This window comes from Sphingomonas sp. P3_C5 (genome assembly GCF_056402635.1).
This window is the reverse complement of the sequence record NZ_JBFUHA010000005.1, coordinates 331,019-351,556: the sequence shown is the minus strand read 5'-3', so window position 1 is coordinate 351,556 and position 20,538 is coordinate 331,019. Positions and strand designations below refer to the sequence as shown.

Here is a 20,538-nt window from a genome sequence, read left to right as displayed (position 1 = left end):
TCACATCCCGCTCCTATCCCGCGCCCAACATCTGAGGGAATCACGCACCAATGACCACCGCCAGCAAGGTCCTCGACCGCGTCCTCGTCCTCGAAATGGTGCGCGTCACCGAGGCCGCCGCCATCGCCGCATCGACGCTCGTCGGCCGCGGCGACGAGAAGGCGGCCGATGCCGCCGCTGTCGAGGCGATGCGGGCCGCCCTCAACGAGCTCTATATGGACGGCACTGTCGTCATAGGCGAAGGGGAGCGCGACGAAGCGCCGATGCTCTATATCGGCGAAAAGGTCGGCTCGGCGATCGGCAAGGGCCCGAAGATCGACATCGCGCTCGATCCGCTCGAAGGCACCACGATCTGCGCAACCGCCGGCCCCAACTCGCTCGCCGTACTGGCGATCGCCGAAGAGGGCGGCCTGCTCAACGCCCCTGATGTCTATATGGACAAGATCGCGATCGGCCCGGGCTATCCCGAAGGGCTGATCGATCTCGACAAGTCTCCGAGCGAGAATGTCATTGCCCTCGCCGCCGCCAAGGGCGTGGCACCTTCGGACATCATCGCCTGTGTGCTCGATCGACCGCGCCACGAGAAGCTGATTGCCGAACTGCGCAGCCTCGGCTGCGGCATCATGCTGATCGGCGATGGCGATGTCGCCGGCGTGATCGCAACCACCAACCCGGACACCACCATCGACATCTATATGGGTGCTGGCGGCGCACCTGAAGGTGTGCTGGCAGCAGCCGCACTCCGGTGCGTCGGCGGGCAGTTCAAGGGCCGGCTCCTGTTCCGCAATGATGACGAGCGCGCCCGCGCCCATAAATGGGGCGTGACCGATCTCGACAAGCAATATGATCTGACCGAGCTCGCCCGCGGCGACTGCATTTTCGCGGCGACCGGGGTGACCGATGGTTCGCTGCTTGCTGGCGTCAAACGCAAGTCGGGCGTGATGACCACCGAAAGCGTCGTGATGCGCGCCAGCTCGGGCACGGTGCGCTGGGTGAAGGGCGAACATCGCATCGGCTGAACCGTTCGAATTCCTTTGCTGCAGTTGCGAAATAAGCAACCAGATCGCCTCTTTCTCTAACCCCTTGTTAACCGACATTCCCTAACCGTTGGCAGCCGGGATGGCAGCACGTGTTTGGGGGTTTCACGGTCTTGGGTGAGCAGGAAAAATCGCGGCACATTCCAGAGCCGGGCAGCATCGCGAATATGCTCGATATCGGAAAGCGCCTGTCGTTGTTCGGCTTCACCGCCGAGGACATTGCGCTGGCGCAAAAGATGTGGACGATCATCGAGCCCGAAGCGCGCTCCGTCTCCGAAACCCACTGGACTCAGTGGGAGCGCTTCTTTGGCGGAACCGATAAGTTCGTCGGGCATGATCATGAGCGCGCGATCCAGCTCGGCATCAATTATCTGCGCCACCGTTTCATGCACCCCGATCAGCACGACTGGGTGCGGTCTGCGGAACGCACTGTCGCCGCCGCCTTTGCCGCCAATGTCTCCCTTACCGCGATCCTCTCGATGACCGGCGCCGGGGCCAGCAAGACGCTCGAGATCCTGTCGAACAGCTACGATTGCTCGAAGGAGGAGCGGCAGCACATCAATGACGTGTTCTCGCGGCTGCGTTCGCTCGAATGCGATGTGTACGCCTCGCTCCATAACAGCTTTTACCGTTTCGACGCACGCCGTCAGCGCGATCATCTCGCCGACGAATTCCGCGACGGCATTGCCCTCACGGTCGAGTCGGCGTCCCAGGAAGGCGCCGAACTTCGTCAGCAGACCGTGCGCAGCTCGAACGCGGCACGCGGCATGCTCGGCAAGGCGACGGAGGTTGCCGCCGCCGCTGAACAATCCGCCATTGCGATGCGTGAGGCAGCGCAAACCGCCGCCGGCCTGATCCGCGCGATCGAGGACGCCCGCGCCGAAGTCGAGACCGCTGCCGTGATCGCCACCCGCGCGTCTGCCCAGGCTGGCGAAGCGGTCGGCATGTCCGAGGCGCTGAGCGGTCACGCCAATTCGATCGAATCGATCCTCAGCCTGATCCGCGATATCGCCGGCCAGACCAACCTGCTCGCCCTAAACGCCACGATTGAGGCCGCGCGCGCAGGCGATGCCGGCCGTGGCTTCGCGGTCGTTGCCCAGGAGGTGAAGAGCCTCGCCAGCCAGACCGCGCGCGCAACCGACGACATCGCCGGCAAAATCGCCGCGATCCAGTCAGCGACAAAGGGCGCGGTCGAGACCAATGCCAGCATCCGCACGATCGTCTCCGAGGTTCAGGAGAGCGCAATGCGAATCCGCGCTGCGATGGAAGCTCAGGCCCAGACGGTGACCGCAATCACCGCTGCGGTCGACGAGACCGCGCTCGCAGCCGATGTCATGTCCACCAATATCGAGCTGATCCTCGAGGATACCGACACCGTGGCCGCGCAAATCGAAGGCGTCGGCCGCGGCTTCGACATCCTCGACAGCCGGCTCGGCAATCTCAAGACCAGTGCAGGCGATTTCGCGGCCAAGGTCGCCGCCTGAGCTATTCGTCACCCCGGACTAGTTCCGGGGTCCACCGACCCGCACACACAAGGCCTGTGATTCCCGCGGAGGCGTGGATGCCGGAACGAGTCCGGCATGAAGGAACAGGCCTCGTTTGCACCAGATCGACTTCGTCTCCGATTGCATAACCGCCCCCGAGGCATATCGTTTCGCCTCCAGCTCCTGCCTTGTGCGGCACGGGCCGAGCGCCGGCGACAGCGTATTCGTTGCCGATTCGATCAGGTCGGAGAGGCAATATGAAACTATCGCACACATTCGGCAGACGTGGCGCGGCCGCGGCGATTGCGGCCGTGGCTGGCATCGGCCTGCTCGCAGCCGCCAACGGCGCCAAGCCCAAGCCGCCAACCCGCCCGGCCTATCTCGCCGCCTTCCCGAATTTCGCGCCCAACGTGACGCCGCAATTCCCCGGCGATGTCGATATCGCGCTCAAGACAGCGCTCGAAAAGGTCCAGAAATTCCCCCAGGTGCAGCGCGAGTTCGATCTCTATTCCTGGCAGATGTTCTTCGCGCTCAACTGGCCGACCAACAACCAGGGCAAAGCCGCACCGTCGCTCACCAACACCGCTTTCGGCGCGCCGCACTGGACGCTCTGGCATAACAGCAGCTCGATCTTCCAGCCGGACGGCGCCACGCCCGCTGCCTGCGGGTTCAAGGCCGGCGCTCGCCCCCTTCTTCTGCGCCGCGATCTCAGTAAGCCGGTCAGCCGCGGCCTCAAGGCCTTCTCGGCGGCCGCCACCGCCAATGCCGATCCGCGTGCGACGCGGTTCCTCGGCGTCATCTCGGCGGTCGGCGAGCTCAACGCCTCCAATCTCAGCGACATCAAACAGGCGTTCAGCGGTCCGCTGGTCGATCAATATGGCGAATTCGTCTATTACGAGATCATGATCGATCCGCAGGAGGTCGATTATCTCTGCGCAAACAATCTCTACAACATCAACGGCCAGGTCGCTTTCAGCCAGGGCGGCGGCAAGGTGAACATGCCGTTCGGCACCCCGCACCTCGACTGGAGCGGATCGACCGAGCTGAAATTCGCGTGGCGCATCCTGCAAAAGGGCAAGGATGATTTCAGCCGCTTCTACACGACACCGGCGGTCGTGATCGATCTCGGCCCCGATGGCCAGCAGGTCGAGCGCAAGGTGACGGTCGGCCTTGTTGGCATGCATATCGCGCACAAGAGCTCGACCTCGCCGCAATGGATCTGGTCGACCTTCGAGCAGGTCGACAATCTCGATGTCGATCCCGTCGCCCACCCCAATCTCAAGCCGAACTTCACGGATCCGAGCTGCCCGATCTGCACCGTCAACCTGCAGCCCGCGAAAAGCGACAGCGGCGTTTATTCGCGCATCCCGACCCAGGCGTGGCGCGCCATCCCGATCCCGGGCGACAAGAAGGCGCTCAATGCCCAGGTCCAGGCGTCGCTCCACCGGATGGGCAGCGTCTGGCAATATTATGAGCTGATCGACACCCAGTGGCCGACCGAGCCGAACGCGCCGCCCTCGCCATGGGATGGCGGCCTGCCCGATGCGGTCACCAACAAGCCCGGCGGCCACCCGACGCCGGTGATGCTCACCAACATCACGATGGAAACCTATTTCCAGAAGGGCAACCAGCCCGCGTGCAATGGCGAGGAGACGCCCAGCTCCTACAAGGGCTGCGGAACCGACAAGGCCGCGCCGCCGGTCTGGGATGTCAAACTCAACAATCTCGGCCATCCGGTGAAGCCGGGGACCAACACCTCGGCCTTCATGACCGAGAGCTGCACCGGCTGCCATTCGTCTGCCGGCATCTACACCAGCTACGATCCCAAAACCGGCGACAACACGCAATCGGGCCAGCTCACCGGGGACTTCTCCTGGCTGATGGCCCAGAAGGCGAGCTACGCCAACGGCGCTCCACCGGTCGCGCCGCTGAAGGCAAAGGCACGAGCTGATTAGAACCGTCTCTTCCCCTCTCCTGCGCGCGGGAGAGGGGAAGCCTGCGCTTCTCCCGAAGGAAAACCCATGCACGATAACCCGCTCACCGGCAGCTGGACCTATCGCAGCTTCCTCAACGATCCCGATATCAGCAAGGCGTTCAACGATCTCGAATTCGGCCGCGGCACGATCGTCATCGCCGAGGCGCCGATGGCAGTGCTCCGCGGTACGATCGGTGGCCCCGGCTGGTCGCTCGCGCTCAAGGGCTCGCGCGCATATGGCAGCCCGATGCAGGTCCGCTTCCAGGGCGTGGGGGTCGTCGGCGGCGCGCAATGGATCTATGATTATGAGGGCTGGCTGGTGCCTGACTGGCCCAATGGCGTCGGCCAGGTGTCGGCGATCGTCGGCTCGGTCATCCGCACCATCCCGCATCCCGGCAGCGGCCCGGGCGTGGTCAATCCAGCGGGCGTGGTGTGTTCCTTCTACGCCGTGAAGGACGCCTGAGACTTAACCCAACTTCCATTCGTCGATGAAGCCGGAGTTGGGAAAGATGGCGCGGGCGCATTCGCACATCCTGATCCATTCATCGGGACTGTAGCGCCGCGAAAGGTGGAGGAGCGTGTAGCGCCCGACCTTCGCCAGCCGGGCCAGCTCGGCAATCTGGTCGATCGTCGAATGATGGTATTTGCGGGCCAGTGCATCGTCTTCAACCGCATATTGCGCCTCGGCATAAAGCGTATCGATGCCCGCCAATCGCGGCGCGATGCGTTGGCGTTGCTCCTCATCGGCCAGGAAATCGGTCAGATACGCAAAGCTCTCACCTTTCTCGGTGCGCATGAGCTGCTGGCGAAGGTCCGCCGCGTCGCGCACCAGACCGTCGATGACGACCGAGCTGTTATCCGGATTCTTGAGTTCGGCAATCCAGGCGCCGGGCTTCAATCCCGAAGCGGCGAGCGCGGCGGTATCGATCGTCTGCCTGTCCGGTTCGCGCACTGCATAGCCTAGGCACAAGCCGTGGTGGACAAGCGGGATCGCGTCCACACGCACCTCAGCTGTCTCCAGGATCGTCCCGTCATGGCTGCACGTTCCCCCATCGTGCATGGTCGCGAATGCCTCTCCGGCTTCGAAACGGTAATCGTGGATGGTGGCGGCGTCGACATCATGGACGAACCATGTGCCTGAAAGCTCGGCTGCATGGCTCCACCAGAAGCCCTGGAAGCGATGGTGCAGGATCCTTGCCGTGCCCGTAGGTCCCCAGATGTGATTTTCCATGTTCAATCGCTGGAAATTCACTCGGAAGAATGCATCGAATCCGCTCACATGATCCATGTGAAGATGGGACAGGAAGAGATGCCCAATCGCCTGGATTTCACCCTGGGAAATGCCAGCCAGCGTGTCCGCGCCGCAGTCGAACAGCATCCGTGTTCGGCTTCGTCCGCTGTCCGCGACAAGCAACAACGCATTGTCGTTGGGCGGGATGCCGAGAATGCGCACGTTCAACATTTCGCAAAGCTTGGCGAGGAAAGCGGCTCCAAGCAAGCGACTTCAAGGTGAGCAAATGCCGGCCTCGCTGATTCAAATCCGCACTCGAAAACCCGCAGTGATGCCTCGTGTCCGCGATTGACTTCCGTCTCACCAACCGCAGGATACGCGGTACTCACCCGGGAGAATCTCGTGCGTCCTTTGAAATCCGCCTGTGCCATCGCCGCGCTTCTCCTTGGCGTTGCTGCCCCGGCTCTTGCCGGCAGGCCCCAGGCGGCAACGGCAGCCGACGCTGCGAACGAATCGCCCTTCACCATTGAAGAAGTGATGGTGCCGATGCGTGACGGCGCGAAGCTGCAGACCGTCATCCTGCGCCCGCGCAACCATCCCGGTCCACTCCCGATCCTGTTTTCGCGCACGCCTTACGGCGTCAACACGACGGCGCCCAAAACCGTGCCGAAGAACTGGGCTGCGTTCGAGAAGGACGGCTATATCTATGTCAGCCAGTCGATGCGCGGGCGCTTCAAGTCGGACGGCGTCTTCACCCTCTCGACCGCGGTCCACCCGAACGATCCCAAGGCGATCGACGAAGCCACCGACGCCTATGATGCGATCGACTGGCTGGTGAAGAATGTACCCAACAACAACGGCAAGGTCGGCATGTGGGGCGTCTCCTATCCCGGCTTCGCCGCAGCGGTCGCGCTCGCGCATCCTCACCCGGCGCTGAAGGCGGTCAGCCCCCAGGCAGCCTGGATCGATTACTGGCAGAATGACGATCTCCACCGCAACGGCGCGCTCCGTCTCAGCTACGCGACTGACTGGGTCTCCTCGCTGCAGCTCGACAAGAACGACAATAAGGAATTCCACTACGACACGTACGACACCTACGACTGGTTCCTGAAGACCGGCCCGGTCGAGAATATCGACAAGCTCTATTTCAAGGGCAAGGTGCCGATGTTCACCTCGCTGCTCGATCACCCCAATCACGACAGCTTCTACACCGGCCAGCGCTGGAGCGATGCGCTCGGCAAGACGGTGGTGCCGACGCTTAACGTTGCCGGCTATTGGGACCAGGAAGATCCCTGGGGCTCGTGGCAGATCTATTTCAAGCAGGCGAAGAACGATCCCGATCACCTCGCCTCGATCGTCGCCGGCCCGTGGAGCCATGGCTATTGGCAGCGCCCGGCCGACAATCTCGGCCCGATCCAATATGGCGTGCAGAGCGGCCAGCAATTCCAGGAGCAGATCCAGGCGCCCTTCTTCGCTTATTGGCTCCACGGCAAGGGCGAGAAGCCCGGCTCGGGCGTGAAGAGCTTCCAGAGCGGCAGCTGGACCTGGCACAGCTACAAAAGCTGGCCGGTTCCCGGCGCCGGCGCCGTCAGCCTCTATCTCCGCACCGACGGCACCCTCTCCTATTTCGCGCCCGCCAGTACCGAGGGCTGCCGCGACTATGTTTCCGATCCGGCCAATCCCGTGCCGTTCCGCCAGCGGCCAATGGCGGGCACTTATCTCAGCCCGGACTGGCAATGGTGGGAAGCCGCCGACCAGCGCTTCCTCGGCGGCCGGCCCGACGTGCTGAGCTATATGGGCGCGCCGCTGACGGAGAATCTCACCGTCACCGGCAGCGTCGCCGCGAAACTGATGGCCTCGACCAGCGGGACCGACAGCGATTTCGTCGTCAAGCTTATCGACGTCTATCCCGATGACGAGGTGAAGGGTCACGCGCCGCTCCAGCCCGGCGACTATGCCAGGTCACTGAACGGCTATCAGCTGCCGATCGCGATGGAGGTTCGCCGCGGCCGTTTCCTCGCCAGCGACACGGCGCCGCAGCCGCTCGTGCCGGGCAAGATCACGGCATGGGACGTGCCGATGCGCGAGCACGACCATGTCTTCCTCAAGGGCCACCGCATCATGATCCAGATCCAGTCGAGCTGGTTCCCGGTCATCGACCGCAATCCCCAGAGCTTCGTACCCAACATCGCCCGCGCCAAGCCGAGCGACTTCATCAAGGCGACTCAGAAGGTCTGCGCAGGCTCGAAGATCGTGCTGCCGGTCATCCGCTAGTTCTTCAGCCGCCAACCGCTCTTGAAGATCCACCCCACCGCAGCCAGGCACACGACCAGGAACAGCGCCGTCACGCCGAGGCTCACCCCGACGCTCACATCGCCCTTGTCGAAGAAGCTCCAGCGGAACCCGCTGACCAGATAGACGACCGGGTTGAACAGGGTCACCGTCCGCCATGGCTGGGGCAGCATGTCGATGGAATAGAAGGCGCCGCCGAGAAAGGTCAGTGGGGTGATGAGCAAGGCAGGCACGAAGGCGAGTTGCTCAAAGCCCTTGGCCCAAATGCCGATGATGAACCCAAACAGGCTGAAGGCAATGCTCGTCAGCACCAGAAACGCCACCATCGCGAAAGGATGCGCGATGTGGAGCGGCACGAACAAGGCCGCGGTCGCGAGGATGATAAGGCCGAGCACGATCGACTTGGTCGCCGCCGCACCGACAAAGCCAACCACCATCTCCATCGCGGTGACCGGCGCGGAGAGCAATTCGAACACGGTACCGGTGAATTTGGGGAAATAGATGCCCATCGAAGCGTTCGAAATGCTCTGGGTCAGCAGCGAGAGCATGATCAGCCCCGGCACGATGAAGCTGCCATAGCCAACCCCGCCGACCGTGCTGATCCTCGAGCCGATCGCGCCGCCGAACACGACGAAATAGAGCGAGGTGGTGATCACCGGCGTGACGAGGCTCTGCCACAAGGTGCGCAGCGCCCGCGCCATCTCGAAGCGGTAGATCGCCCAGATGCCATGGGTGTTGATATTCATGCCGCCACCTCCTTGCGATCGCGGCCGACCAGGTCGACGAAGATGTCCTCGAGCGAGCTTTTCGACGTCTCGAGATCCTTGAAGGCAATGCCAAGATCGCCGAGCTTGCGAAGTAGCGAAGGGATGCCGGTGCGCTCTGCCCGCGCATCGAAGATGTACCGCAGGCGCTTGCCCTCGTCCTCGATCTCGAGATGCCAGTCATCGAGCTCGGCGGGGATCGCGGCCATCGGTTCGATCAGCGAGATGAGCATCTGGCGCTTGCCGAGCCGCTTCATCAGCTCGGTCTTCTCCTCGACCAGGATCAGCCTGCCCTTGTCGATCACGCCGACCCGGTCGGCCATTTCCTCGGCCTCCTCGATATAATGGGTGGTCAGGATGATCGTCGTGCCGTTGTCGCGGAGCCGGTGGATCAGCTTCCACATGTCGCGGCGTAGGGAAACGTCGACGCCGGCGGTCGGCTCGTCGAGGAACAATATGTCTGGCTCGTGGCTCAGCGCCTTCGCGATCAGCACGCGGCGCTTCATCCCGCCCGAGAGCTCCATGATCTTGCTGTTGCGCTTGTCCCATAGCGACAGGTCGCGCAGCACCTGCTCGATATACTCGTCATGCCCCGACCGGCCGAACAGGCGCCGGCTATAGCGCACCGTCGCCATCACCGTCTCGAACATGTCGACTGACAGCTCCTGCGGCACCAGCCCGATCAGCCGGCGCGCCGCCTTGAAGTCGGTCAGCGCGTCATGCCCCATCACCGTGATCGTGCCCGACGAGGGCGTTACGATCCCGCAGATGATGCTGATCAGCGTCGTCTTGCCCGCGCCGTTCGGCCCGAGCAGCGCGAAGATTTCGCCCTTGTTTATCTCCAGATCGATCGGCTCGAGCGCGCGCTGACCGGAGGCGTACGTCTTGGAAACGCCAGCGACAGAAAGGATTTTTGTCATGAGGCCCCTTTGGTTGGGCCTCAGATAGGTTGGGGCCCCCGTCCCCGCAACCACCGCTACAACCGATCAGCCCTTGGCCCGCGCCGCCGCGACCGCTTTCTGCAATTCCTCGAGCGGCAGCGCCGAGGAGATGATCTTGTCGCCGATGATCCAGCTCGGCGTTCCCGTCATCCCCATCTTGCGCGAAAGCTCGAGATTGGACGCGATCTCGGCTTCCGCACGCGGCCCAAGCGCTTTGGCCCGCGCCATATCGAGTCCGACCGACTTCGCCGCCGCCGCCATGCTCTCATTGGTCAGCTGACCGCCGGCATAGAGCGCATCATGGAACGCCCGGAACTTGCCCTGCTCCGCAGCTGCGAGGCTGAGCCTGGCCGCTACACCGCTTTCCTCGCTGAGGATCGGCAGCTCGCGATAGACGATCCTGATCTTGGGATCGCTCGCCAGCAGCTGCGTGATCGCCGGCAGGCTGGCGCGGCAATAACCGCAATTATAGTCGAAATATTCGACCAAGGTGACATCGCCCTTGGGGTTGCCAGCCCAGGCGCTGCCGAACGGCTCGAGGATCGCGCTGGCATTGGCCTTGACGACCTTGCCCGCCTCGCTCTGCTGCTGCGCGGTCTCGCGCTCGCGCAGCACCCGCATCGCCTCAGGCAGCACTTCGGGGTGCGCGAGGATATAGTCGTGGACCACCAGCTCCATCCGCCCGCGATCGACAGCGGTGAGCGGCGAGGGAACGGCACGCTGGAACAGCCAGAAAGCGGCCGCCCCGATCAGCGCGGCAACCAGCGCCAGCCCGGCCAGGCCGAGCGGGTTTTTCGCGATGCGTTCGATCATCGCCGCCGCTTATATTTGTCGGGATTGTCGTCCATGTCGTTCTGCGCGGTCATCGCGATGTCCTGCGCGCGGATCCAGTCGCTGGTATTGGGCGTGATGCCCGCCATCGCGATCTTGGCGCTGTAAGCCGCGGTCCGGGAATCCCCAGTCAGGCTCGCCTGCTCGGCCGTCGCGAGCTGCGCCCGCGGCTCGTCGCCGACCAGGGTATAAGCAGTGCCGAGCTGATACCAGGCAAAGGGGTTGTCGTCATCGCGCGCAACCGCTTGGCGCAGCACCTTCACCGCTTCGGGATAGTTCGCCTTGTCCTCGGTCGCGATCAGCGCATGGCCGAAGGTCGTGGCGATCAGCGGCGCGTTGCGCGACAGCTCGGTCGCTTCGCGCAAAGGTGCCAGTGCCTCTTGCGGCTTGCCCGCCTCGAGCAGGATCTGCCCCTTGATCTCGAGGAAATACGGGTCGTGCGGCATTGCTTTCACCAGCGCCTCAGCCTCTGCATCGGCCTTGTCCGGGTAACCGGCCTTATGCCACGCATAAGCCCGCGCATAATGGGCGTAGATCGACTGATCGCTGTCGGGGAAATGGTTCAGCGTCTGCTGATAGGGCGCGACATAGCCTTCGAGCTTGGCCTTCACCCGCTTGAAGCGATCCTCGAGCGCCGGGTCGGGCGGCGTATTCCATGCCGGCGAGTTCATCACATCGGCGGTCAGGTTGGCGATGCGGTCGCCGCTCAGCGGATGGCTCTGCTCATAGGGATCGATGTTCTTGAGGCCGTACGCATATTCCTCGTTCTGAAGCTTCTTGAAGAAGGTCAGCATGCCGCGCCCGCTGATCCCGCCCTGACGGAGGAACTTGGCGCCCGTCGCGTCCGCCGTGGCTTCCTGGACGCGGCTATAAGCGAGGAACTTGCCCTGCCCCGCTGCCTGCCCGGCCGCGAGAATGCCCGCGCCCGCATCGCCCGCGCCGGCCGCCATCGCGGCGATGCCGAGCACCATGCTGAGCAGGGTAATGCCGATCGCTGGCTTAACGCCGGCGCCTTGCAGGATGACATGGCCGTCAGCGACATGGCCGAGCTCATGCGCGATCACGCCCTGAACCTGATTGGCATTGTCGGCTGCGTGGATCAGCCCCGAATTGACATAGACCGTCTGGCCACCCGCAGTGAACGCGTTGATCGAATCGTCGTTGATCAGCACGACGCGCACATTGTTGGGGGAAAGGCCCGCCGCGAGGATCAGCGGCCGCGACATGTCGTTGAACAGCGCCTCGGTCTCGGCATCGCGCAGGATCGACTGCGCAGCCGCCGGCTGAGTCCAGATCAGCAAGGAAAGCGCGAGTACCGTGACGAGCCGCTTCATGGCCGACATATCGCCGAAATTCCTTCCACAGGCAATTGGAACGGCCTTCCTGCTGGCGGAAACCGCCTGAATGGCGGGTGAAGGTGCCCGGCCCCTCCCGTTACAGGAGGGGCCGGGACCTCATTATGTTGGCTGCCTCTTATTGACCGCCCATCTTACTGGCCAAAGGTGCGCTGCCACCAGCCGCGACGAGCAGAACCCGCCTCGCCCGGATCGGCGGCATCGACGCCGGCAGCGACATCGTCCGCTGGCACGGCACCGTCGAGCTCTTCGACGAGCGCGATGGCGGGCGCCTCGGCCGGCGCGTCGGCCACAGCCTTTGCACCAGCCTTGCGGCGCGGCGCGCGTGCCTTGGGCTTGGCCGCTTCGGCCGGAGCTTCGGCAACGGCTGCCTCGGGCGCCGCGACCTCAGGTGCCACGACCTCAGGCTCAGGCGCTTCGGCCTCGACCGGTGCGGCCTTGGCGCGGCGGGCGCGCTTCGGTTTGGCTGGAGCAGCTTCCTCGGCAGTTACGGCTTCGACCGGCGCAGTCTCGGCGACGGGCTCGGCTGCTGCCGGCTCGGCGACGTCAGTCCGCGCCTTGGGCCGGCGACGGCCCTTTTTCGGCGCTTCGGCTTCAACCGGCGCTTCTTCGGCCGTCTCGACAGGCGCTTCGCTCACCGGCTCGGCATCACCAGCTTCAGCTGGCGCGCCCTCGGCACGGTCACCCTCATTGCGACGACCACCGCGACGACCGCGGCGACCGCGACGACGACGGCCTTCGCCGCTTTCGCCCGCAACCGGCTGTTCGCCGGCGAATTCGCCTTCGGCTGCTTCGATCTCGCCACCGGCGTCCTGCTCGGAACCTTCGTCCTCGCCCCCGCCTTCATTCTCACTGCGCTCGGCCGTGCCTTCCTCGCCCTCGGGACGATTGCGACCCCGGCGGCCACGACGGCGGCGGCGGCGGCGCGCAGTGCCCTCATCGTCGCCGGAGCGTTCGCCCTGGCGCTCGGCCGGCCGTTCGCCACGTTCGCGCGGGCCGCGCGGCTGCTCGATCTCTTCTTCTTCCTCGGCCTCGAACTCCTCCTCGTCCTCGGGAAGATCCTCGTCGAATTCCTCGATCGCGGCTTCGAAGCGCGGCGCGTGGGCCGGCGGCGGACCGGAGACGTCGACCGACATGCGGGCGCCCTCCTGCTCGCCGTCAGGCGCGACCTCGATCGTCACGCCGTAGCGATCCTCGATCTCGGCGAGTTCGGCACGCTTGCGGTTGAGCAGATAGAAAGCGGCTTCCTGGCTGGCGCGCAGCAACAGCTGCGACCCACGGCCGCGCGCTGCCTCGTCCTCGATCAGGCGAAGCGCCGACAGACCGGCCGACGATGCGGTGCGAACCAGTCCGGTGCCCTCGCAATGCGGGCACTGGCGGGTCGATGCCTCGAGCACGCCGGTGCGCAGGCGCTGGCGGCTCATCTCCATCAGGCCGAAGCTCGAAATGCGGCCGACCTGGATGCGGGCGCGATCGTTCTTCAGCGCCTCCTTCATCGCCTTCTCGACCTTCCGGACGTTGGACCCATTGTCCATGTCGATAAAGTCGATGACGACGAGGCCGGCCATGTCGCGCAGCCGCAACTGGCGGGCGATCTCGTGCGCGGCTTCGAGGTTAGTCGCGGTCGCGGTTTGCTCGATGCTGTGCTCGCGGGTCGAACGGCCCGAGTTGATGTCGATCGAGACCAGAGCCTCGGTCGGGTTGATCACCAGATAGCCGCCCGATTTCAGCTGGACGACCGGATGGTACATCGCGGCAAGCTGTTCCTCGACATGGCTGCGCTGGAACAGCGGCACCGGATCGGAATAATGCTTCACCTTGCGGGCATGGCTCGGCATCAGGAGCTTCATGAACTCCTTGGCCTGGCGATAGCCTTCGGCACCTTCGACGATCACCTCGTCGATGTCGCGATTATAGATGTCGCGGATCGCCCGCTTGAGCAGGTCGCTGTCGCCATACACCAGCGCCGGCGCCGAGGACGCAAGCGTCGTCTCGCGGATCCCGTCCCACAGCCGCGCCAGATAATCGAAGTCGCGCTTGATCTCGACCTTGGTGCGCTGGAGGCCCGCGGTGCGGACGATGCAGCCCATCGAGGGCGGCAGCTTCAGATCCGCCATGATCGTCTTCAGCCGCTTGCGGTCACCCGCATTGCTGATCTTCCGGCTGATTCCCCCGCCATGCGACGTGTTGGGCATCAGCACGCAATAACGGCCGGCAAGGCTGAGATAGGTGGTCAGCGCAGCGCCCTTGTTGCCGCGCTCTTCCTTCACGACCTGGACCAGCAGCACCTGACGGCGCCGGATCACGTCCTGGATCTTGTAGCGGCGGCGCAGGTTCATGCGACGCTCGCGCAGATCGTCGACCGCATCGTCGGCGGCGCTGCGCTTGCGGCGGCCACGGCCGCGGCTTTCCTGCTCGCCGCTTATTTCGGGATCGGCACCGCCGTCATCCTCGAAGCGCTCGACTGAATCCTCGTCGCCATCATGGCCCTCGTCATCATGGTCATGGTCATGATGATCCTCGGCCTCGCCGTCCTCATCATGAAGATCCTCTTCGTCGTCATGCTGGGCGCGCAGAGCCGCTTCCTCGGCGGCATGCTCGGCCTCTTCGCGCAACAGCGCTTCGCGATCCTCCTTGGGGATCTGGTAGTAATCGGGATGGATTTCCGAGAAGGCGAGGAAGCCGTGGCGGTTGCCCCCATAATCGATGAACGCCGCCTGGAGCGACGGTTCGACACGGGTAACCTTGGCCAGATAGATATTGCCCTTGAGCTGCTTGCGCTCGGCGGACTCGAAATCAAACTCCTCGATTCGGTTCCCTTTGACGACAGCCACGCGGGTCTCTTCCCGGTGGCGTGCGTCGATCAGCATACGCATGGTCATTTATTGTTCTCCGGGCGCGCGGTCCGGTGCCTGGCGGCGCTGGCCGCGCGCAATTTTTGTGCATCCTCGCGCCGGCGGAATCGCCGCCGGAGCCGGGAGTGCGGATGGTTTCGAAAAATGCCTCTGCTCGCCATGCACGCCGGGCCATCTGGCTCAGGGCACCCCGCACGCCCGCAATCCCGCCGGGCGAAGCCGGGCGGTGCGAGGGATGGGGGAAATGCATCATGCGAACGTCAACCTGAAGAGCCGCGCGCCGAAAAGCCGGTGCGGCTGTGCGGCCGGATCGGCGCAAGATGAAGCGCTTGCCGGTGCAATTTGATGAGTAGCACCGCTGTCACCGCACAGCAACCGGCACGTTCCAGCCCATTTGCCGGCAATTTTATGCTCAAGAGCGCGTTAACCCAATCGGTTCACCGTGTTGGAACGGGCCGGGATTTACCACCTGGGTATCGCTTCCGCCCCTAATGGGACCCCCCGTCCATGGATTTTCGCTGGACCGTTGCCATAGCGGCGCGGCATTACCGTCCCGTGTCCTTCGTCCTAGCCCTTCTGGCCTGCTGGCTTGGCGGTACCCCGAGCCTGGCCGCGACGATTGAACGCGTCGAGATCCGGCACGACCGTATCATCATTCGTTTCGACCAGAGCGTGGCCGATGCGTCGAGCTTCATACTCGCCTCGCCGCAACGGATCGCCGTCGATGTCGGCGGCGCCTCGCCGGGCGCGCGGGTCGGCGGAGCCGGCGTGGTCGCGGCGGTGCGCCAGGCGCCACACGGCAATGACGGCACGCGGATCGTCTTCGATCTCGCCCGGCCGACGATCGTAACCGAAGGCGTGTTCGGCCCCGATGGCCGTGAGCTGACGCTCCAACTCCGCACCGTCGACGATGCGAGCTTCGCCCAGGCAGCGGCCGAGCGCCGGTTGCGCTTCCTGCCGCCTTTCAATCTGGGTGCGGAGAGCCCGGCACGCAAATATGAGGTGTCGGTACCGATCCCGCCCTCGAGCCGCACCCTGGCGCTGCCGCCGGTCTATGGCGAGGACGACAGCCGTCCGCTGGTGGTGATCGATGCCGGCCATGGCGGCGTCGATCCCGGCGCGGTCTCGCCGATCGACGGCCGCCGCGAAAAGGATGTGACGCTCAAGATCGCCAAGGCAATCCGGAACGAGTTGCTGCGGTCGGGCCGGGTCCGGGTCGCCCTGACCCGCGATGACGACCGGTTCCTCGTCCTCCAGGAGCGCTATGGCATTGCCCGCAAGCTCCACGCCAGTCTGTTCATCTCGATCCATTGCGACAGCGTCGGCTCGGGCAACGCGACCGGCGCCTCGGTCTACACGCTGTCCGAAGTCGCCTCGGACAAGGAGTCCGCCAGGCTGGCTGCGCGCGAGAACAAGGCCGACATCATCTCGGGCGTTAACCTTGCCTCGACCTCGGCCGACATCTCCTCGATCCTGATCGACCTCACCCAGCGCGAGACGATGAACAGCTCGGCGAACTTTGCCCGGCTGCTCGGCCGCGAAGCCCAGCCGCTGATGCCGGTGAAGCCCAGTTTCCACCGCATGGCCTCGCTCGTCGTGCTGAAGGCGCCGGACATGCCCTCGATCCTGTTCGAGACCGGCTATATCTCCAACCCGAGCGACGCCGCCTTCATCGATTCCCCCGAAGGCCGCCAGCGCATCGCAGAAAGCGTGCGCCGTGCCGTCGACATTCACTTCGCGAAGCGGCTGGCGTCGAACGACTAGCGGAGCCGTCCGGACCGCGATTTCCTTTGCCGGCAATGAGAAGGACAACGGTTTCCCGCTCTAATCACGCCGGAGAGCGCAGATTTCGATATGGTTGTATCGATCGGCCGAGAGCAAGCCTGACGGCCGCACCTGTTGACAACGTCATGCCGATCGCCGCCTTCCATTATGTACGGGGCATCGCAATGCTGACGAATTGTGATCCGTACCTAACCCTTCGCCGCTGCGATAAATTCGGGATCGGAAAGGACCTTGCGCACCAGCATAGCGTAAAGCGCATTATACTGGAGAAAGGCTTCGTCGATCGCAATTGCACCGATGAAATCGGAATGCCATTTCGCCTCCACGTGATAGCCCTTGGTCAGCACCGGTTTGCCGCCGCGCCAGAGGCTGATCCTGGCACCCAGTGAACCGCCGCCCTTCTTGAAATCATCGTCCGCGCGGCTTTCGGTCAGCACACCATCGAGCCGCAATGGTGACGCCGGATCGAGTTTCCCAGCCGCCTTCAGCTCCGTCTCGAAGCTCGCGCCGAGAAATTGAGCGAAGGTGCGTCCCTTGGGCGCATGCAGAATGCCGAGCCGGATCGAGATCGCATGGTCGATCTCGGGGCTGGCGGCGATGAAAGTACCCAGGGCCATCGGCGGCACACCCTGCACACGCAAGACCTGCATCGTCTCAAGCGATGGCGGCACCTCCTCTACGGACGATGCGCACGCCGTCATCGTCGCGCAGCAGGACGCCACGAACATGGCCGCCGGCAAGCGGCGCCATCGATCCGTTGCGGTCAATGCGGAAAGGCCGGATCGGAGACAATGTTGTTCGCACCGCGATCGAGAACCTGGCGAACAAGGACCTTAATCGCCTCATCCGGCTTCGCGTACAGCGTGCCAGGAATCTCGGCCTGCTTGTTGCCATATTTTGCATAGAGCTCGTGCTTGACCTCGGTATGGATCGGTGTAGCACCGGTCGTCGCGACATAATCGAAGCTGGTTACATAGTGGTCGACCGCGACGACGCCGCCGAAAAGACCGAAGCCAAGACCGGCCCCGAAGGCGTCCTTCTTGGCCTTGTCCATTTCTTCCTTGATTACGACATTGTTGAACTTGATACTGACCACAGCGCCATCGGTGGTCGGTGTTTCGACCACGTCGCTGAAATCACCGGTCTTCTTCAGGTCTTCGATGACCCACGCCTTTACCAGCTTGGTCGCCTTTGCGTTCACCTGGCCGTTGCGCTGGAACTCGAAGATGATCTGCACCGGCTTCGGGCTCGCCGGAGTGACCTTTTCCTCCGGCTTCACCTCGCCGAGCGCGTTGGCGACATAGAATTTCATCGCCTGCACTGCGGTCGATGGCAGGACTGCTGCAAACAAGATTGCGGCCACGATGGCGATCAGCGCGATATAGGGCCTGCGCGAGCGTAGAATCATTTTCCCTCTCCCCCGGACTGCTGATGCTTTTGCCAAGGTGGGTCCTCAGCTACAAGTCGGTTGTCATTGCCCACATAATGGGACTCATTATACGTGCTTGGTCCAAATCTGACTTAATGCCACAAGTGGCGTTGCCGAGAACGATTTGATGTCGACCGAATTTAAGGGCCTGTCGAACTGCTCCGTGCCTTCCCGGACGAGCAGGCGGCGGTCGATCACTTCACATCGCTGCGCTGGCGCAATGAACTACGGCGACGTGGCGCAATTCACCTGTACAGAATATTGTACGGTGCTCCACCGACAGCCACCTACGAAGGTCTTCGTTGACTCCTACGAAGCTCTTCGTATAAACCCCGGTCATGGACAAGCGCGACCTGCCCAAACCCACCGAAGCCGAGCTGGAGCTGCTAGCCGCGCTCTGGGAAAAGGGCTCCGCCACAGTGCGCGAACTCCATGAAAGCCTCAGCCGGGAACGCCCGCGCGGCTATACCTCAATCCTCAAGACGCTTCAGATCATGACCGACAAGGGGCTGGTCGAGCGGACCGAGCTCGGCAAGGCGCATGTCTATCGCGCCGCCGCGACCCAGAGCGACACGCAGAGCCAGTTGCTGCGCGACCTCACCACAAGGCTGTTCGCCGGATCGGCCGCGCAGCTTGCCATGCATGCGCTGTCGATGGAGGCAGTCGATGCCGATGAGCTTCGCGAGATCGAACGCCTGATCGACGCGAAAAGGCGCCCGCGATGAAGAGGGGGGCGCGATGACGCTGCATCCCGACGCGCTCGGCTGGACGCTCCTCCATTTCTGCTGGCAGGCGAGTGCGATCGCGCTGGTCTATGGCGCGATCGACATGGCGTTCCGGAATGCCGGTAGCCGGATGCGCTATGGGCTTGCCGTGGCCGCTCTGCTCGCGATGGTCCTGACAGCGGCGGCTACGCTGATCCATGAATTGACCGCGATCCGCCTCGCCGCTCCCGACATTTCGGTGACCGACGTTTCGGGCAATGTACGGATCAACATCACGGGCGAGGCGCTTGCGAACGTGACTGGCAACGCGCTGGACATCGGTGCGCTGCTGCCCTGGCTCGATCTGGTGTGGCTGGCCGGCGTGCTGTGCCTGACGCTGCGCGCGCTCGGCGGCTATTATGTCCTGCGCCGCTTCGTTCGCGCGACAGATCCCCATGTTCCTGAGCACCTCACCGCATTGGTACATGCGTTGTGCACGCGGCTTGGGATCACCCGCCGGGTAGCCCTGCGCCTCTCGGCCCACGCCTGCGGACCGTTCGTCGTCGGCGTGGTGCGGGCAGTGATCGTGGTGCCGGTATCGGCGCTGACGGCGCTCTCGCCCGCGCAGCTTGAGGCAGTGCTGGCGCATGAACTCGCCCATATCCGCCGCGCCGATTTCCTGTGGAATATCCTGCAAACGATCGTCGAAACGCTGTTCTTCTTTCACCCGGCGGTGTGGTGGATCGGCCGCCGGCTGCGCGCCGAGCGCGAGCTTTGCTGCGACGACATGGCCGTGGCGGTCTGTGGCGATCCGGTGACCTATGCCGCCGCGCTGGTGACGCTCGAACGCGTCCGCCCGGCCCATCGCCTCGCGCCCGCACTTAACGGCCATGATTCGGGCACCGGCCTGCGGGCACGGATCACGCGCATCCTGGGCAGCGAACCGCAACGCCCGCGACGCATTGCGCCACTCCTGGCCGCCGCGGCCGGCATCGCATCGCTGCTGTTGTTTTCGCCGCTGCCGTACGCGCGCGCCGCCGACGGTGTTTCCTCGAAACCTCGGCAACCACCTCGGGCAACGACGGCTCCGCATCGACCCTCGGTATCGGTGCGCTTCGGCGCCCGCACGACCGTGTCGGTGGTCGACAGATCGGCGAACCAACCCGCCCCGCCACCCGCGCCAAAACCATTGGCAAAGGCAGCACCGGCACCCGCCACCTCTCCCGAGCCTGAAGATTATGCCGGGGCGATGCGCAATGCCGGCTATGCGGATGACGACCGCTATCTTCAGTCCATGCAACAGGACGGCGTCCCGCCGGACTATGTGCGGAGCCTCGCCGCTTTCGATCTCGGCACACCGATCGCGCGGCAGATCAGGACCCTATGGACGCGCGGCGTTCGGGCAGCGGATATCCGCGCCCTGCAGGAAGCGGGTGCGGCGCCCAGCGACTGGCGCGATGTGGTCGGCTTCAGCCTGTACGGCGTGACGCCCGCCTTCATCAGGGCGATGCGGGCGGCGGGCTTCGACCGGATCGAGCCGGGCAAGCTGATCATGCTCGGTAAGCTCGGCGTGACGCCCGACTATGCCCGCGCGGCGAAACAGGCCGATCCGACCCTCGACACCTGGCATCTCATTCACCAGCGCCTGGTCGAGACCGCCCGGGCACGCGACGGGAGCGGCACCGGATAACCTCACCCAGGGGGAGCAGGCGCGAACGAGCCGAAGCAAGCCTTCGGAGCGGACGCCACCGGCTTGCCCAATGAAGACGGTTTTTCACCAAGATCTTGAGGGAGCGGCTAATGAGGCAGTATCGGACGAGGCAGTATCGGAGCCTGGCCTGTTATGCGCTTGCAT

General features: G+C 64.1%; 17 protein-coding genes. 9 read left to right on the top strand and 8 right to left on the bottom strand.

The window, feature by feature from the left end; all coding sequences use genetic code 11:
• Nucleotides 1-50: 50 nt before the first annotated feature.
• The 4 genes from glpX to AC1DVS_RS15090 all read left to right on the top strand — a co-directional run bounded on the left by glpX (nucleotide 51) and on the right by AC1DVS_RS15090 (nucleotide 4,959).
• A complete protein-coding gene (glpX, locus tag AC1DVS_RS15105; RefSeq protein WP_478024315.1) occupies nucleotides 51-1,019 on the top strand; it encodes a class II fructose-bisphosphatase in 969 nt (322 codons plus the stop codon).
• Nucleotides 1,020-1,204: 185 nt separating this feature from the next.
• Complete coding sequence (locus AC1DVS_RS15100) at nucleotides 1,205-2,521, top strand: methyl-accepting chemotaxis protein (RefSeq protein ID WP_478024313.1); 1,317 nt, start codon at nucleotides 1,205-1,207, stop codon at nucleotides 2,519-2,521.
• Nucleotides 2,522-2,778: 257 nt separating this feature from the next.
• A complete protein-coding gene (locus tag AC1DVS_RS15095; RefSeq protein ID WP_478024312.1) occupies nucleotides 2,779-4,476 on the top strand; it encodes a hypothetical protein in 1,698 nt (565 codons plus the stop codon).
• Between the two features lie 66 nt (nucleotides 4,477-4,542).
• Nucleotides 4,543-4,959: a hypothetical protein gene (locus AC1DVS_RS15090; protein WP_478024310.1), complete on the top strand. Its 417-nt coding sequence runs from the start codon at nucleotides 4,543-4,545 to the stop codon at nucleotides 4,957-4,959.
• A gap of 3 nt (nucleotides 4,960-4,962) precedes the next feature.
• On the opposite strand, the gene AC1DVS_RS15085 is transcribed toward AC1DVS_RS15090, so the two are convergent.
• Nucleotides 4,963-5,874, bottom strand: coding sequence for an MBL fold metallo-hydrolase (locus AC1DVS_RS15085; RefSeq protein WP_478024462.1), 912 nt, complete (start codon nucleotides 5,872-5,874; stop codon nucleotides 4,963-4,965).
• Between AC1DVS_RS15085 and AC1DVS_RS15080 the strand changes: the two genes are divergently transcribed.
• Together AC1DVS_RS15080 and AC1DVS_RS15075 are read left to right on the top strand one after the other, a co-directional pair.
• Nucleotides 5,776-6,009, top strand: a complete 234-nt coding sequence (locus AC1DVS_RS15080) for a hypothetical protein (RefSeq protein ID WP_478024470.1) — start codon at nucleotides 5,776-5,778, stop codon at nucleotides 6,007-6,009. The two genes, AC1DVS_RS15085 and AC1DVS_RS15080, sit on opposite strands and share 99 nt — an antisense overlap.
• 120 nt (nucleotides 6,010-6,129) lie before the next feature.
• Nucleotides 6,130-8,001 (top strand): CocE/NonD family hydrolase, encoded by a 1,872-nt coding sequence (locus tag AC1DVS_RS15075; RefSeq protein WP_478024309.1) that lies wholly within the window; start codon nucleotides 6,130-6,132, stop codon nucleotides 7,999-8,001.
• On the opposite strand, the gene AC1DVS_RS15070 is transcribed toward AC1DVS_RS15075, so the two are convergent.
• From AC1DVS_RS15070 to AC1DVS_RS15050, 5 genes are all read right to left on the bottom strand, one after another.
• Entirely contained in the window at nucleotides 7,998-8,765 is a 768-nt protein-coding gene (locus AC1DVS_RS15070) for an ABC transporter permease (protein WP_478024308.1), read from the bottom strand. The two genes, AC1DVS_RS15075 and AC1DVS_RS15070, sit on opposite strands and share 4 nt — an antisense overlap.
• Nucleotides 8,762-9,703, bottom strand: coding sequence for an ABC transporter ATP-binding protein (locus tag AC1DVS_RS15065; protein WP_478024306.1), 942 nt, complete (start codon nucleotides 9,701-9,703; stop codon nucleotides 8,762-8,764). The genes AC1DVS_RS15070 and AC1DVS_RS15065 overlap by 4 nt, the downstream gene beginning before the upstream one ends.
• Before the next feature lie 66 nt (nucleotides 9,704-9,769).
• Nucleotides 9,770-10,537: a DsbA family protein gene (locus tag AC1DVS_RS15060; protein ID WP_478024305.1), complete on the bottom strand. Its 768-nt coding sequence runs from the start codon at nucleotides 10,535-10,537 to the stop codon at nucleotides 9,770-9,772.
• Nucleotides 10,534-11,889 (bottom strand): M48 family metalloprotease, encoded by a 1,356-nt coding sequence (locus AC1DVS_RS15055; protein ID WP_478024304.1) that lies wholly within the window; start codon nucleotides 11,887-11,889, stop codon nucleotides 10,534-10,536. The genes AC1DVS_RS15060 and AC1DVS_RS15055 overlap by 4 nt, the downstream gene beginning before the upstream one ends.
• 155 nt (nucleotides 11,890-12,044) lie before the next feature.
• Nucleotides 12,045-14,792, bottom strand: a complete 2,748-nt coding sequence (locus AC1DVS_RS15050; RefSeq protein WP_478024303.1) for an Rne/Rng family ribonuclease — start codon at nucleotides 14,790-14,792, stop codon at nucleotides 12,045-12,047.
• A 480-nt stretch (nucleotides 14,793-15,272) separates the two neighbouring features.
• Between AC1DVS_RS15050 and AC1DVS_RS15045 the strand changes: the two genes are divergently transcribed.
• Complete coding sequence (locus AC1DVS_RS15045; protein WP_478024302.1) at nucleotides 15,273-16,529, top strand: N-acetylmuramoyl-L-alanine amidase family protein; 1,257 nt, start codon at nucleotides 15,273-15,275, stop codon at nucleotides 16,527-16,529.
• Nucleotides 16,530-16,738: 209 nt separating this feature from the next.
• Here AC1DVS_RS15045 and AC1DVS_RS15040 read toward each other — a convergent pair whose 3' ends face one another.
• On the bottom strand, nucleotides 16,739-17,278 hold the full coding sequence (locus AC1DVS_RS15040; RefSeq protein ID WP_478024300.1) for a hypothetical protein: 540 nt from the start codon (nucleotides 17,276-17,278) through the stop codon (nucleotides 16,739-16,741).
• Nucleotides 17,279-17,313: 35 nt separating this feature from the next.
• Entirely contained in the window at nucleotides 17,314-17,958 is a 645-nt protein-coding gene (locus AC1DVS_RS15035; protein WP_478024299.1) for a hypothetical protein, read from the bottom strand.
• A gap of 359 nt (nucleotides 17,959-18,317) precedes the next feature.
• Here AC1DVS_RS15035 and AC1DVS_RS15030 point away from each other — a divergent pair, with 359 nt between their 5' ends.
• Nucleotides 18,318-18,704 (top strand): BlaI/MecI/CopY family transcriptional regulator, encoded by a 387-nt coding sequence (locus AC1DVS_RS15030; RefSeq protein WP_478024297.1) that lies wholly within the window; start codon nucleotides 18,318-18,320, stop codon nucleotides 18,702-18,704.
• A gap of 13 nt (nucleotides 18,705-18,717) precedes the next feature.
• A complete protein-coding gene (locus tag AC1DVS_RS15025) occupies nucleotides 18,718-20,373 on the top strand; it encodes a M56 family metallopeptidase (protein WP_478024296.1) in 1,656 nt (551 codons plus the stop codon).
• The last annotated feature ends 165 nt before the right edge of the window (nucleotides 20,374-20,538 follow it).

Bases quoted from the DNA above. Each gene is read 5' to 3' on its own strand.
- glpX (WP_478024315.1), top strand. From the start codon at position 51: ATGACCACCGCCAGCAAGGTCCTCGACCGCGTCCTCGTCCTCGAAATG.
- AC1DVS_RS15100 (WP_478024313.1), top strand. From the start codon at position 1,205: ATGCTCGATATCGGAAAGCGCCTGTCGTTGTTCGGCTTCACCGCCGAG.
- AC1DVS_RS15095 (WP_478024312.1), top strand. From the start codon at position 2,779: ATGAAACTATCGCACACATTCGGCAGACGTGGCGCGGCCGCGGCGATT.
- AC1DVS_RS15090 (WP_478024310.1), top strand. From the start codon at position 4,543: ATGCACGATAACCCGCTCACCGGCAGCTGGACCTATCGCAGCTTCCTC.
- AC1DVS_RS15080 (WP_478024470.1), top strand. From the start codon at position 5,776: ATGATCCATGTGAAGATGGGACAGGAAGAGATGCCCAATCGCCTGGAT.
- AC1DVS_RS15085 (WP_478024462.1), bottom strand. From the start codon at position 5,874: ATGCTGTTCGACTGCGGCGCGGACACGCTGGCTGGCATTTCCCAGGGT.
- AC1DVS_RS15070 (WP_478024308.1), bottom strand. From the start codon at position 8,765: ATGAATATCAACACCCATGGCATCTGGGCGATCTACCGCTTCGAGATG.
- AC1DVS_RS15065 (WP_478024306.1), bottom strand. From the start codon at position 9,703: ATGACAAAAATCCTTTCTGTCGCTGGCGTTTCCAAGACGTACGCCTCC.
- AC1DVS_RS15060 (WP_478024305.1), bottom strand. From the start codon at position 10,537: ATGATCGAACGCATCGCGAAAAACCCGCTCGGCCTGGCCGGGCTGGCG.
- AC1DVS_RS15055 (WP_478024304.1), bottom strand. From the start codon at position 11,889: ATGAAGCGGCTCGTCACGGTACTCGCGCTTTCCTTGCTGATCTGGACT.
- AC1DVS_RS15050 (WP_478024303.1), bottom strand. From the start codon at position 14,792: ATGACCATGCGTATGCTGATCGACGCACGCCACCGGGAAGAGACCCGC.
- AC1DVS_RS15045 (WP_478024302.1), top strand. From the start codon at position 15,273: ATGGATTTTCGCTGGACCGTTGCCATAGCGGCGCGGCATTACCGTCCC.
- AC1DVS_RS15040 (WP_478024300.1), bottom strand. From the start codon at position 17,278: ATGTTCGTGGCGTCCTGCTGCGCGACGATGACGGCGTGCGCATCGTCC.
- AC1DVS_RS15035 (WP_478024299.1), bottom strand. From the start codon at position 17,958: ATGATTCTACGCTCGCGCAGGCCCTATATCGCGCTGATCGCCATCGTG.
- AC1DVS_RS15030 (WP_478024297.1), top strand. From the start codon at position 18,318: ATGGACAAGCGCGACCTGCCCAAACCCACCGAAGCCGAGCTGGAGCTG.
- AC1DVS_RS15025 (WP_478024296.1), top strand. From the start codon at position 18,718: ATGACGCTGCATCCCGACGCGCTCGGCTGGACGCTCCTCCATTTCTGC.